Raw genomic sequence first — 14,263 nt, 5'->3', positions numbered from 1 at the left:
ATCAAGCCTCGTAAAGTGATTGGCACGGATCTCGCTTATTGGTGGATGTGCAGGAGCAGCCAATGCTGAGTGCACCACAATTTGAAAATGGTTGGCTAGGGTTCCGATTCACTGAAAAGTGAACGCCTGGACCGAGAGCTGACGACCTCTAGTTGAGGTTACACGGCGGGATAAAAGCCCGGGAGACAGACCACCTGTTTACACAGGTGTCGCGCTGCTCCTTGCCTGGCCACCCTCAACTGGAGTCCTAGTTATGAGAAACCCTCTTCTTTTCGCCTGCTTAGCCGCCGGTCTCGCCCTGCTGACCAGTCCGTCGTCCCACGCTGGCGCGAAGACGGGCTTCAACGTGTGCTGGACGATCTATGCAGGCTGGATGCCTTGGGAGTACGCACAGGCTCAAGGCGTAGTCGATAAGTGGGCCAAGAAGTACGGCATTCACGTCAAGGTCACTCAGCTTAACGACTACGTCGAGTCCATCAATCAATACACCGCGGGCCAGTTCGATGGCTGCACCATGACCAACATGGATGCCCTGACCATCCCTGCTGCTGGCGGTGTCGATAGCACGGCGCTCATCGTCAGCGATTTCTCCAACGGCAATGATGGCATCGTCGTCAAAGGCACGGGTAAAACGATTGCTGACCTCAGCGGCATGGACGTCAATCTCGTTGAGCTGTCGGTATCCCATTACCTGCTGGCCCGAGCCCTCGATACTGTCGGTCTGCGGGAAAAAGACCTGAAGGTGGTCAACACTTCAGATGCGGATATCTCTGCGGCATTCAACACCGACGAGGTGCAAGCCGTCACAACCTGGAACCCCATGCTTGCCGACATCAAGGCCACGCCGGATGTCACCGAAGTGTTCGACTCCAGCAAGATTCCGGGCGAAATCCTGGACATGATGGTCCTCAACACTCAAACGCTGGAGGACAACCCTGCCTTGGGCAAAGTGCTGGCCGGCGCCTGGTTTGAAGTCATGGAACTCATGAGCAGCACAAGCCCCGCAGGGGAAGCGGCGCTTGAGCATATGGCTCAGGCCTGCGGCACTGATCTGGCAGGTTTCAAATCGCAGTTGGCAACGACCCGGCTGTTCCACACCGCTCAAGAAACGCTGGATTTTGCGAGCAGCCCTGAGCTTCCCAAGACCATGGCCAAAGTCGCCCACTTTTCCTTCGAACACGGTCTGCTCGGGGAAGGTGCCAAGGACAGTAGTGCCGTGGGCATGAGCTTCGCTCAAGACGTCATCCATGGAGATAAGGGCAACATCAAATTGCGCTTCGACCCTAGCTACGTGCAGATGGCCGTTGACGGCAAGTTGTGATCAGGAGAGCGCACTATGCAGTTGATTAACCGTCACCCTGATCGCTCTACGCGCTGGCTACTGGTGATCCTTCCGTTCGTTCTATTGCTGGGCGCCTACTTCCTGGGATCGGCGCAACGGCTTGCGGACAACCCAAATGACAAACTTCTGCCGAGCGCGGTGCAAATGAGCGATGCGGTAAAACGCATGGCCTTTACTGAAGACAAACGCAACGGCGGATATCTTCTGTGGCAGGACACTGCGTCAAGTCTGCGACGCTTGGCTATTGGCTTAGGCGCAAGCGCTCTGCTGGGTCTGTGCCTCGGTATCGCAGCAGGCACGCTGGCGCTGTTCGGTGCGACGTTGTCCCCACTGCTAGTGGTACTGTCGATGGTGCCGCCACTGGCGATCCTGCCAATCCTGTTCATTGTGTTTGGCCTCGGCGAACTTTCCAAGATCATGCTGATCGTTATAGGTATAACGCCAATCCTGGCACGGGATCTTGAACAACGTGCACGGGAAATACCCGTCGAGCTGCTCATCAAGGCCCAAACATTGGGCTCGTCGACCTGGACGCTGATCCTGCGGGTCGTACTACCACCATTGCTTCCTCGTTTGCTTATCTCAATGCGTCTGGTGTTGGGTTCCGCATGGCTGTTTCTTATCGCAGCCGAGGCCATCGCTTCGCAAGACGGTTTGGGATACCGGATTTTTCTGGTGCGTCGTTATCTGGCCATGGACATCATCCTGCCCTACGTGGTGTGGATCACCCTCTTGGCCTGGCTTATGGATTGGGGCTCAAGACCCTCACCCGCCGAGCTTTCCCATGGTATGAGGGGGCTCGCCCGTGAGTTTCATTCAAATCAATAACGTGTGGCAGCAATACGGCGATCACGTGGTGCTGGAAGGCCTGAACCTGAGCATCGCCGAAGGCGAGTTTTGCACCATGGTCGGCACATCGGGCTGCGGTAAATCGACCTTCTTACGCCTACTGCTGGGTCAAGAAAGAGCCAGCAAAGGTGAGATCTTGCTGGACGGTCGGCCGCTGGCCGCTGAACCGGATCCTAGCCGAGGCGTTGTGTTCCAACGCTACTCCGTGTTCCCGCACTTAAGTGTGCTGGACAACGTTGTGTTGGGGCTGGAGCTCCCCAACGCACCTCTAGTAGGACGCCTGTTCGGACCGCGTAAACGGCTCGCTCAAGAGAAGGCAGCGCAACTGCTATCCAAAGTGGGGCTTGGACACGCTTTGGAGAAATACCCATCACAACTTTCGGGTGGCATGCAGCAGCGGCTTGCCATTGCTCAAGCGTTGATCATGAAGCCTCGGGTGCTGCTGCTGGATGAGCCGTTTGGCGCACTTGATCCCGGTATCCGCAAGGACATGCATGCGCTGCTATTGGAATTGTGGCGTGAGACTCGGCTCACCGTATTCATGGTCACTCATGACCTTAGTGAGGGGTTCAGCTTGGGCACCCGGCTGATGGTGTTCGACAAGGTACGCATCGACCCTCATGCCCCCTATGCCTATGGCGCTCGCATTACCTATGACCTGCCACTAAACGCCAAGCGTAGCGAGGCGCAACTGACTATTGCCTCGGCTCTGCCAGGCTCTCACCCACTAAACTTGAGGCATTCCCATGAATGACCGTACCGTTTTCTGCGAAGAGTTACTGCCAGGTGGCGGTCACCGTTCCTTCGTTCTCAAGCGCGGTCAATTGCTGCGCCTGACTGACCTTGAGGGCGGCGCCAACGCCAGCCTTATGCTGTTCAACGCGAACGAAAAAAGCGAGCGGCTGAATCTACCCGACAGCCTCAAGGGCCAGCACACGGCCAAGCTGACGGCAGGTCATTGCCTGTACTCGGACATGGGCCGTGTACTGGCAGCTATCACTCGCGATACCTGTGGGTGGAGCGACAGCATTGGGGGCGTCCTCTGCGCTGCCGAAGTCGAGGAAAAGTACGGTCAAGGGCGCTATCAGGAATTACGCAATGGCTTCTTCCGTAACGGCACAGACAACCTTCTGGTCGAAATGGGCAAATGGGCGCTGGGCCTGGCTGACCTGTCCATGGTCTTGAATTTGTTCAGCCGAGTCGATGTGGATGACCAAGGCGGGCTGAGTTTTGCCCTGGGGAACTCCAAGGCCGGCGATTGCATCGAGCTCTATGCGCCGATGGACACCCTGTTCATCATCACCGCCTTGCAGCATCCGATGGATCCGGCAAGCGAATATTCGCCGAAACCCGTTCAACTGACCTTCATGAATGCGGATGCCAGTGTCGCCGAGCATTGCCGCACTTCGCGCCCGGAAAATCAGCGCGGCTTTACTAATACCGACCGTTGGTTCGCCTGAGGACTATTTCATGACCGTTAATCTGCGTCCGGAAGCCGCCATTTATCGAGCCACGATTCCCGCTGGCGAACCTTGGCTGACCGAAGTCAAAGCCAGTCAAACACTCCGGATCCTGGATCTGGAAGGTAATCAGGCCATCGACACTTTGTTCTACAGTGCGACCAATCCGCGCGAGCGTTACGACGTGCAGCGCACCCTTCGTCGGCAGAACAATGTCTACCTCGGGGTGGGCAGCGTCCTCTACTCCAACTTGGGCCGGGCACTGCTGACCATTCTCGAAGACAACTGTGGCCGTCACGACACGCTGGGCGGTGCGTGCGCGCAGGAAAGCAATACCGTTCGTTATGCCCTCGACAAGCGCCATATGCACAGCTGCCGAGACAACTACTTGCGTGCCTGCTGCCACGATGGCCGCCTGGGCAAACGCGACATCGGCCCAAACATCAACTTTTTCATGAACGTGCCTGTCACCCCGGACGGCGGCCTTACCTTCGAGGATGGGGTTTCCGCGCCGGGTAAGTACGTTCAACTGCGCGCAGAGATGAACGTGATCGTTCTGATCTCTAACTGCCCTCAATTGAACAATCCCTGCAATGGCTATAATCCAACGCCGGCGGAGTTATTGATATGGGAATGAAGGCCTGGCTCCACGTCGGGAGGGCTTGGCTATTCTTGATCTGCCAAAGCCGCGCAGCCCAGGTTCGGCCTCGCAGCGATCATCGCATCAAACCCCGCAAACCTGACTGACCGTTGCCTGGGGACGGCCCCAAGACCTTTCGAAGAACTGCGGGACGACCCGCAACCCAGTCGAGGCGAACACCTGCCGCCTTTAGGGGAGATCTATGTTCAACACCCTGTTAATCGCTAACCGTGGCACTATCGCCTGCCGAATTTTTCGGACATTGCGCGAACTCGACGTTAAAGGCGTTGCGGTCTACTCAGAGGCAGATGTCGCCAGCCGTCATATCCTTGAGGCAGATCAGGCGCTAAGCCTCGGTGAAGGCGCTGCCGCCGGAACCTATCTCGCTGTCGACAAAATTCTGGCCGCCGCCAAAGCTAGCGGCGCTCAAGCTATTCATCCAGGTTACGGCTTCCTTTCTGAAAATGCGGCGTTTGCCGAAGCCTGTGAAGCGGCTGGCATCGTGTTCGTTGGGCCGACGCCTGAGCAACTTCGATTGTTCGGACTCAAGCACACGGCCCGTGCCCTGGCACGTGAGCAAGGCGTGCCCCTTCTGGAAGGCACTGACCTGCTGGACAGTGTCGAGGACGCCTTCCAGGCGGCAACCCAGGTCGGCTATCCGATCATGCTGAAAAGCACGGCTGGCGGTGGTGGCATCGGCATGCGTGTATGCCGCTCGGCGCAAGAGCTGAACGAGGCCTTTGAGACGGTCAAGCGGTTAGGCCAGAACAATTTCAGCGATGCTGGCGTGTTCATCGAGAAGTACATTCAACGGGCCCGTCACCTTGAAGTTCAGGTGTTCGGCGACGGTGCCGGCGAGGTGTTGGCCTTAGGGGTTCGGGATTGTTCGGTTCAACGACGCAACCAGAAGGTACTTGAAGAAACCCCAGCTCCAAACCTTCCAGACGGCATGGCTGGGGCACTCTGTGAGGCAGCGATCAAACTCGCGAAAGCCGTTAATTACCGGAGCGCGGGTACCGTCGAATTCGTGTTCGACAGCGATGATCGGCGCTTCTACTTCCTGGAGATGAACACACGTCTGCAGGTCGAGCACGGCGTCACTGAGCAAGTCTGGGGTGTCGACCTGGTACGCTGGATGATCCAACTGGCGGCAGGCGACTTGCCACCGCTGAGCGAGATAGGCGCGCAACTGGTCCCTCGCGGTCACGCTGTACAGGCACGGCTTTACGCCGAAGATCCGGGCAAAGACTTCCAGCCAAGCCCCGGCCTGTTGACCGCCGTCAGTTTCCCCGTGGCTGATGGCAAAGCGTTGCGCATCGACACCTGGGTGGAAGCGGGATGCGAAATTGCGCCCTACTTCGATCCGATGATTGCCAAAGTCATCACTTGGGCCCCTGATCGGGAAGAAGCTCGCCTGCAACTGCACAAGGTACTCGGCGAAAGTCAGCTCTATGGGGTGCAGACCAACCGCGATTACCTTCGTCAAATCCTGCTTGATCCCCCCTTCACCAGCGGTCAGCCTTGGACTCGGTGCCTTGAGGGGCTGGTTTATCGGGCCGAAACCTTTGAAGTGTTGAGCGGCGGTACCCAGACCAGCGTTCAGGACTATCCGGGACGTTTGGGCTACTGGGCTGTGGGAGTACCACCCTCGGGTCCAATGGATAGCCGAGCCCTGCGCTTGGGCAACCGGCTCCTGGGCAATCCTGAAGGTGCCGCCGGATTGGAGATCACCATGAGCGGGCCTACCCTGCGATTCAATAGCGATGCGGTAGTGGCTGTGACCGGTGCGGTCATGCCAGTCATTCTGGATGGCGCCGAGGTCGCCATGAATGCGGTGCTCCTGGTCAAATCGGGCTCGGTCCTGAGCCTGGGCGCGATAGCCGGTGCCGGCGCCCGGAGTTACCTCTGCGTTCGCGGCGGCATTCAAGTGCCGGACTATCTGGGTAGTAAAAGTACTTTTACCTTAGGTCAATTCGGCGGACACGGTGGCCGTGCGCTTCGTGCGGGTGATGTACTGCACTTAGCGCCGCTGACAGACAAAACGGTCGGAGCAATGCTTCCCGAGCAACGCCCCCTCGGGGCGCTTCGCCACATCAGGGTTATCTATGGTCCACATGGCGCACCGGAATATTTCACCGAGCACTACATCGCCACTTTCTTTTCCACCGATTGGGAAGTGCACTTCAACTCAAGCCGTACAGGTGTTCGCCTGATCGGACCGAAGCCTGAGTGGGCACGTGCCGACGGTGGAGAAGCTGGGCTTCATCCATCCAATATTCATGACAACCCATACGCCATCGGTGCCGTGGACTTCACTGGAGATATGCCCGTCATACTAGGCCCGGATGGGCCAAGTTTGGGTGGCTTTGTGTGCCCTGTGACCGTGATCGAGGCAGACCTGTATCAACTGGGTCAACTGAAAGCTGGCGACAAGATTCGCTTCGTTCCGACCGATCTTGCCCGCGCCCGCCGGCTTGCTAGCGCGCCGTTGTTAGCCAGGCAAACCGATGCCGAGTCAGTTGAAGACATCGCTCCACAATCTCCCATTGTTTTGGATATCGGTCACGACAACACTCGTCTGATGGCACGTGTAGCCGGCGATACGCACCTTCTTTTGGAGATCGGTGCTCCTGAGCTTGATCTGGTTCTGCGCTTTCGCGGGCATGCCTTGATGCAGGCACTGGCAGCCAAGCGGTTAGCCGGCGTGATTGATCTAACCCCCGGTGTCCGCTCGCTTCAGGTTCATTATCAGCCTGAAGAATTATCTCTGGAATCCCTGCTTGAGACTGTCGCAGTTGAGTGGGATGCAGTGTGTGCTGCAAGCGACCTGCAAGTACCTTCTCGCATCGTGCATTTGCCCCTGTGCTGGGACGATCCCGCGTGCCAACTGGCCATTGAAAAGTACAGGACCACCGTGCGCAAAGACGCGCCGTGGTGCCCGAGCAACCTTGAGTTCATCCGCCGCATCAACGACCTGCCGAATCTGCACGAAGTACAACGAACGGTTTTCGCTGCCAGCTATCTGGTCTTGGGGCTTGGGGATGTCTACCTGGGTGCTCCGGTAGCGACTCCGCTGGATCCCCGCCACCGGCTGGTGACCACAAAATACAACCCGGCACGCACCTGGACAGCGGAAAACTCCGTCGGGATCGGCGGTGCGTACCTGTGCGTTTATGGCATGGATGGCCCCGGTGGGTACCAGCTCGTAGGCCGCACGCTGCAAATGTGGAACCGCTACCGAAACGTGGCAGCATTTTCGGGTAATCCTTGGTTACTTCGCTTCTTTGACCAAATTCGATTCTACCCGGTCACCGCAGAGGAACTGATCCGCATCCGCCGCGACTTCCCTCTAGGTCGTTTTGACCTGCAGATCGAGCAGAGTCAATTACGACTGGCCGATTACCAAGATTTCCTGGCGAAAGAAGCAGAGAGCATTCAGTCATTCCGGGACCAACAACAGACTGCATTCGCAGCGGAAAGGCAGCGCTGGATTGACAGCGGCCAGGCGCATTTCGAGAGCCATGAAGCGTCGGCGGTGGCGGGCGAAGAAGCGCTTTTACCTCCTCACCAAACAGGTGTTGAAAGCTCCATTGCAGGCAATCTATGGCAAGTCCAGGTCGCCGTCGGTGATGAAGTCAGCGCGGGTGCAGCGCTGGTGGTACTCGAATCGATGAAGATGGAAATCCCAGTGCTTGCCCCAAGCGCCGGTATCGTTCGCCAAGTGCTAGTAGAACCCGGCTGCGCGATACATGCGGGACAACGCGTAATCGTTCTCGAACCGGTGATCGTTAACGGCGAAAAAGCATGAAAGACAATCTGAGACTTGATGTGCTGAGAGCGCGCTACCTGAGCGCAAGCGTCTCCCCGCGCAGCCTCATTCTGGCGCTTCGGGAGCGGGCACAGGCACTGAATCCCGATTTCAAGATGTTTATTCATCTCCTCAGTATCGAAGCGCTGGAGCCTTACCTGGCAGCGCTGGAAACCAACAGGATCGAAGATCTGCCGCTATACGGCATTCCATTCGCCATCAAGGACAACATCGATCTGGCCGGCATCCCAACTACCGCGGCTTGCCCAGCTTATGCGTATACACCAGAGCATTCGTCAACCATTGTTCAGAAGCTGATCGACCTTGGTGCGATACCATTAGGCAAAACCAACCTTGATCAATTCGCTACAGGTCTCAACGGCACTCGTTCGCCCTACGGCGCCTGTACCAATAGCGTGCTACGCGAGTACCCATCTGGCGGCTCAAGCGCCGGATCGCCGCTGACGGTCGCCTTAGGCTTAGCCAGCTTCGCGCTTGGCACCGATACCGCCGGATCCGGCCGCGTCCCGGCTGCACTGAACAATCTGGTAGGGCTAAAGGCGACAAAGGGGCTGATATCGACAGCCGGTGTTGTTCCCGCATGCCGCACACTGGATTGTGTCACTACCTTCACAGCTACCGCTGCGGAGGCTAGTCGCCTTCTGGCGCTCACGGCGGGGCTCGATCCCAAGGACCAATACAGTCGCGCCAATCCAAGCTGGAACGATGAATCTGCGTTCGGGCATATCAAGGCATTCCGATTTGGGGTGTCGCGCGTAGAAGACCTTCAATTCTTCGGATGCACCGAAGGCCCAAGCCTATTTACTGCCGCCGTAGAGCGGTTGAAAGCGCTGGGCGGCGAGCCAGTGGTGGTGGATCTCTCGCCATTTCTGGAAGCGGCACGTTGGCTATACGAAGGCCCTTGGATCGCTGAACGCTATAGCGTGGTGGGAGAGCTGGCACGCACTCAGCCAGAGGCCGTTCTGCCAGTGATTCGCGCCGTTCTCGCCAAGGGTGCGGATGTGACAGGCGTAGACACCTTTCGTGCTCAATATCGCATGCAAACCTTGAAGGCCGAGTGCGACCGCGTGATGGCTGGCCTCGACTGCGTTCTGACTCCAACCCTAGGGCGACCCGTTACTCTGGCAGAGCTCGCGGCAGAGCCCGTGCTCCGTAATTGCGAACTCGGCTACTACACGAACTTCATGAACCTGCTCGATTATGCCGCGGTGGCCGTCCCGAGCGGTTTCATGGCCAACGGCCTGCCTTGGGGGGTAACGCTGTTCGGTCGACCGTTCACCGATCAATACCTACTGAGCCTTGCCCATGCCTACCAGGATGGCAAAGCTGCGAGTAACGCGGCACGCAACGATCAGACTCGGCTGGTGGTGTGTGGTGCTCATCTCGACGGCCTCGCGCTCAACTGGCAGCTCAAGCAACATGGCGCCACCCTGCTTGAAGCTACCACGAGTTCGCCAAACTATCGACTTCACGCACTCGCTGGTGGGCCAGTGAAACGTCCAGGGATGGTACGTGTCGCCGAGGGAGGCGTTGGCATCGCCGTAGAGGTATGGCAACTGCCGAGCGCAGAACTAGGCTCATTCCTCAATGGTATTCCGGCCCCTCTGGGGTTGGGCAAGGTCGAGCTCAAAGATGGTCGCTGGGAAACCGGTTTCATTTGCGAAGGCTATGGACTAGCGGGCGCGACCGATATCAGCGAGTGGGGTGGCTGGCGAGCCTGGTTGTCGTCGTTGGGCTGATGCACGGTAATAGCGAATCAAGGCTTAATTTTCTGTAAATCCAGAGTAGCTTTACGCTGAGAAACGGGCGGAAGTTCGCCCAAGCTTTCGGGGCAGGTGTAGTAATGAATCACGATTTCGAAAAGCATGAGCCGTTGATAAGTGCCTTCACTGAGGCGATTGAGGAAGCCACAGAATCAACGCTTTCTGAATCGACCCGGTTTGCAGAGGTAAGCAGTCCGTCAGTTGCCTGGATATACCTGGTTGACTGCAGGCCGAATCGGGAACAGAGAGGGTGTCATGATCCCGCTATGTTCCTCTCGGCTTCGCACGGGCCGTCGCCTCGGCCACTAACGGATCTTCGGGCCAATAGTGTTTTGGGTATCTACCCTTAAGATCTCTCTTCACTTCCACGTAGGTACTACGCCAGAAATTGGCGAGATCCTGAGTGACCTGTACTGGCCTTCGAGCCGGCGACAAAAGATGCAAGGTGAGCAGTTGCTTCCCTTGAGCAATTCGAGGTGTTTCAGATAAGCCAAAAAGCTCCTGCAGCCTCACCGCCAGAATCGGAGGATGCTGCGAATAGTCGATGCGGATATTCGAGCCAGACGGCACCTGGATCGCCTGGGGTGCCTGGGCTTCCAACTCCTGAGGAAGAGGCCAAGGCAGCAGATTCCTGACTATCGACGACAGATCAAGCTGGCTGAAGTGGCTGAGTCTGGTGACCTTCCCCAAGTATGGCGTGAGCCATTCCTCAAGAGTCATCAGTAAGTTTGCATCGCTTAGATCAGGCCATTTGCTGCCGGCCTGGCCATTCCGGATATCCAGCTGACGCAGCAGCTCGACCCGCGCTTGCCACTGCCGAAGCTCAGGGTTCCAGGGCAGGAGTTCGATACCCTTGCGTCGAACCAGATTGACCAGCGCGAGCGAACGGGCATGCTCGTCTAGGCTTGGCAAGGGCGTTGTGGAAAGTACCAGTTGTCCCACTTTCAGTTGCCGCTCGGCCTTAAGCACACCTTCCCGTTCATCCCAATCGACTTCGTCGACCGACCTCACAAGATCGGATAATTCATCATCGAACAGGGTGGGCTCAAGGTCACTCGCCAGGAAGATGCGCTCCTCACGCTGCCCCAGCCGGCTCCCTAAATCCGCCACCACCAGCCATTCATGCTTGGTGAGTATGTCTGGCTCTGAGAAGACTGCTGCGCGCCCATTGGATAGCCGGTACTCAGATGCACTTGAGCGTCTCTGCAGGCCGATTCGATCGGGGTATGCGAACGCCAGTAGGCAACCTACCCACTGTGGGTGATCTGTCTCTGTAACGGGCTCAGAGGCCTCTCCTCGCAACAGGGATCGATACTGCCGAGCCGACTGCTTCACCCGTTGGAAAGAAGCGCCACCATGACGTGAATGCTGCTCGCCCGACAATGCACTCAGCCTGGTATGCAGATCAGCACCTGCCCCTCGTAGAATGTCCTTTTCACCCAATAGCGCTGCGATGTTACAGGCCAAGTCATCCAGGCCCATGGAGTTGCCTTTGATGAGCAGGTGAGCGATGCGTGGATGTGCAGGAAGCTCGCTCATGGCCGATCCGTGAGGCGTGAGCTGACCGGCATTGTCCAGCGCGCCAAGGCGCTTAAGCAGGTCTCTGGCTTGAGCAAAAGGCGCCGAGGGAGGTTGGTCGAGCCAGGTCATTTCGTCTGGCTTCATTCCCCATCGGGCCAACTGGAGCGCGAGGCTCGCCAGATCGGCCTGGAGGATTTCAGGGATGCTGTAACCGGCCATTTGCTCATGTTGCGACTCTGACCACAGGCGGTAGCAGACTCCCGGTTCAAGACGGCCTGCACGGCCCGCTCGCTGGGTAGCGCTGGCCTTCGAGATGCGTTGAGTGTCGAGCCGGGTCATGCCACTTCGCGGATCGAACTTGGGTACTCGCTCAAGGCCGCTATCGACCACCACCCTGACGCCCTCAATGGTCAAGCTGGTTTCCGCGATATTGGTGGCCAGTACGATCTTTCGCGTTCCAGGGGCAGCGGGCTCTATCGCCGAACGCTGTGCGTTGAGGTCAAGGTCACCATATAACGGACACACCACAACATTCGGACGATGACTCAGTTGCTCTCTAAGAGACTCGGCCACCCGGCGAATCTCTGCCTGTCCGGGAAGGAACACCAAGATGCTTCCCGCCTGCTCATTGAGGGCGGTCAAGCAGATGTCTGTGACTCGGACATCTGCTGGTTGGCCGGGTTGATAGGGGCTTCCCCAGATCGCCGAGACGGGATGCATCCGTCCCTCGCTGGTAATCACGGGGGCATCGTTGAGCACTCTCGAAAGTCGCGCTCCTTCGAGCGTCGCCGACATGAGCAGCAACTTCAGTGGGGGTTCATCGCGCAGAAGCTCACGAGCGCTCAGGCAGAGGGCGAGTGCAAGGTCAGAGTCCAGACTCCTGAGGTGGTACTCGTCAAAGATGACCACACCCACACCGTCCAGTGCGGGGTCAACTTGAAGTCGGCGAGACAGAATGCCCTCGGTGACGACTTCGATCCGAGTCCGAGGCCCCACTTTACTTTCGAGTCGGATTCGATAGCCGACTGTTTCTCCCACCTTCTCACCGAGCTCACTGGCCAAGCGCGCCGCCGCCGCTCGGGCGGCCAGCCGACGAGGCTCGAGCAGCAGGATCTTCTGCTCGCCGAGCCAGGCTTCGCTCAATAGCGCTAGCGGTACTCGCGTGGTTTTACCCGCACCAGGAGGAGCCTCAAGGATCACTTCGTTACGGTCGGCTAAAGCCTTTCGCAAGGCTGGCAATACGGCGTCAATCGGTAGAGAAATCATCGAGGCTCCCAAATCAGGTGGTGCAGTATACGCCTGGGTGGGGATGATCAAGCTTTCAAGCTGAAACCGCGTTGTCTGGAAGTTTTTGACAAGAAAAGACTGCAACCGCCACGGAAATCATAATGGCGCCAAAGCTAACCGCCGAGTATAACGGCGAACTACATGGCATTAATCAGGGTCTTAAGCGTTGATCCTTGTATAGTTTCGGCTTTCTTTCGGGAGCGCTTTGCATGCGTATTTCTTCACGTATTATCGGTGGTGCGCTGGTCGCCACTTTGCTGACTCAACTGACCGCCTGTGGCTCGATTTTCTTCCCGGACCGTCGTGGCCAGATCGAAGGCAAGATCGACCCGCTGATCGCCGGGCTCGACGCCATCGGCCTGCTGTTCTACGTGCTGCCCGGCCTGATCGCCTTCGGCGTCGACTTCGCCACCGGTGCCATCTACCTGCCCGGCGGCACCACCGCACAGATCGCCCCGCAGAAACTGCATGAAGCCATCGGTGCCGACGGCCAGGTCGACAACGACAAACTACAGGCGATCATCCAGACCGAGCTAGGCCAGACGCTACCGTTCAACGACCCTCGGCTGATCCAGCACAAGGGCAGCCTGCAACAACTGGCAATGTACGGCCTGCGTCCATCCGCCTGATCCCTGACCGAACTGATACCTGAGAAAAAGGACCGTCTCCCCCATGAGCAGCAGCCCTGAACATGCACGCCTGTTACGCCTGGCCACCCGGGCCTCGGTGTCGGTCGCGTGTATCCTGATCGTGACCAAGGCCATCGCCTGGTGGCTCAGCGGCTCGGTGAGCATGCTGGCCGGCCTGACCGACTCGGCGCTCGACGGTGTGACCTCGTTCCTCAATCTGCTGGCGGTGCATTACGCCTTGCGCCCGGCGGATGACGATCACCGTTATGGTCACGGCAAGGCCGAGTCGCTGTCCGGCATGGCTCAGGCGCTGTTTATCGCCGCCAGTGCGGTGCTGATCGCGGTGCAGGCGGTTGAGCGGATCAAATACCCGCAACCGGTGGGCGCGCCGTGGATCAGTATTGCAGTCATCGTGCTGTCGCTGGCGCTTACCGTTGCCCTGCTGGTGCTACAGCAGCGGGTCATTCGCCAGACCGGCTCGACCGCCGTGCGCGCCGACTCGCTGCATTACCGCTCGGACATGCTGCTCAATGGCAGCATTCTGTTAGCCCTGGTCCTTGCCAGCTTTGGCTTCGCTCAGGTCGACGCCTGGTTCGGCCTGGGGATCTCGGCCTACATCCTGTGGAGCGCGATCCAGATCGGTCGTGAAAGCTTTGCGGTGCTGATGGATAAGGAACTGTCGCCGCAGATCAGCCAGCATATGCTGGAGCTCGCCAAGAGCGTGCCGGGGGTAATGGGCGCGCATGACCTGCGCACGCGCGTGTCCGGCAACCATTGGTTCGTGCAGTTGCACCTGGAGTTACCGGGAGAATTGACCTTGTCGGTGGCCCATGGCCTCAGCGACCAGGCGGCCGAGGCGATACATGCCGCCTACCCAAAGGCCGAGGTGCTGGTACACGCCGACCCTCGGGAAGCGGTGAAACCCCATGATTAAGGGCCAGGC

General features: G+C 58.2%; 9 protein-coding genes, 1 pseudogene and 1 riboswitch. Of the genes and pseudogenes, 9 read left to right on the top strand and 1 reads right to left on the bottom strand.

Translation table 11 applies throughout. The features are described from left to right. Positions 1–84 precede the first annotated feature (84 nt). A riboswitch (guanidine-I (ykkC/yxkD leader) is annotated at positions 85–187 on the top strand. A 66-nt stretch (positions 188–253) separates the two neighbouring features. The 7 genes and pseudogenes from AWM79_RS07540 to atzF all read left to right on the top strand — a co-directional run bounded on the left by AWM79_RS07540 (position 254) and on the right by atzF (position 9,859). Next, the gene (locus tag AWM79_RS07540) at positions 254–1,321 is read left to right on the top strand and encodes a putative urea ABC transporter substrate-binding protein (protein ID WP_060782535.1); all 1,068 of its coding nucleotides are present in this window, start codon (positions 254–256) and stop codon (positions 1,319–1,321) included. 15 nt (positions 1,322–1,336) lie between these two features. After that, positions 1,337–2,151, top strand: a pseudogene (locus AWM79_RS07535) (ABC transporter permease). After that, entirely contained in the window at positions 2,148–2,945 is a 798-nt protein-coding gene (locus AWM79_RS07530) for an ABC transporter ATP-binding protein (RefSeq protein ID WP_017131453.1), read from the top strand. The pseudogene AWM79_RS07535 and the gene AWM79_RS07530 overlap by 4 nt, the downstream one beginning before the upstream one ends. Then, on the top strand, positions 2,938–3,651 hold the full coding sequence (locus AWM79_RS07525; protein ID WP_060782534.1) for an urea amidolyase associated protein UAAP1: 714 nt from the start codon (positions 2,938–2,940) through the stop codon (positions 3,649–3,651). Before AWM79_RS07530 ends, AWM79_RS07525 begins: the two co-directional genes overlap by 8 nt. Before the next feature lie 10 nt (positions 3,652–3,661). Beyond that, the gene (locus AWM79_RS07520) at positions 3,662–4,288 is read left to right on the top strand and encodes an urea amidolyase associated protein UAAP2 (protein WP_017131451.1); all 627 of its coding nucleotides are present in this window, start codon (positions 3,662–3,664) and stop codon (positions 4,286–4,288) included. Positions 4,289–4,493: 205 nt separating this feature from the next. Next, entirely contained in the window at positions 4,494–8,099 is a 3,606-nt protein-coding gene (gene uca / locus AWM79_RS07515) for an urea carboxylase (RefSeq protein ID WP_060782533.1), read from the top strand. Beyond that, positions 8,096–9,859: an allophanate hydrolase gene (gene atzF, locus AWM79_RS07510; RefSeq protein WP_017131449.1), complete on the top strand. Its 1,764-nt coding sequence runs from the start codon at positions 8,096–8,098 to the stop codon at positions 9,857–9,859. Before uca ends, atzF begins: the two co-directional genes overlap by 4 nt. Before the next feature lie 288 nt (positions 9,860–10,147). On the opposite strand, the gene hrpB is transcribed toward atzF, so the two are convergent. Next, positions 10,148–12,670, bottom strand: coding sequence for an ATP-dependent helicase HrpB (hrpB, locus tag AWM79_RS07505; RefSeq protein WP_026013113.1), 2,523 nt, complete (start codon positions 12,668–12,670; stop codon positions 10,148–10,150). 230 nt (positions 12,671–12,900) lie between these two features. Between hrpB and AWM79_RS07500 the strand changes: the two genes are divergently transcribed. Next, on the top strand, positions 12,901–13,320 hold the full coding sequence (locus tag AWM79_RS07500; protein ID WP_017131447.1) for a hypothetical protein: 420 nt from the start codon (positions 12,901–12,903) through the stop codon (positions 13,318–13,320). 43 nt (positions 13,321–13,363) lie between these two features. Continuing rightward, a complete protein-coding gene (locus tag AWM79_RS07495; protein WP_017131446.1) occupies positions 13,364–14,254 on the top strand; it encodes a cation diffusion facilitator family transporter in 891 nt (296 codons plus the stop codon). Positions 14,255–14,263 lie beyond the last annotated feature (9 nt).

This window comes from Pseudomonas agarici (assembly GCF_001543125.1).
Taxonomy (GTDB): domain Bacteria; phylum Pseudomonadota; class Gammaproteobacteria; order Pseudomonadales; family Pseudomonadaceae; genus Aquipseudomonas; species Aquipseudomonas agarici.
This window is presented reverse-complemented; position numbering and strand designations above follow the sequence as displayed.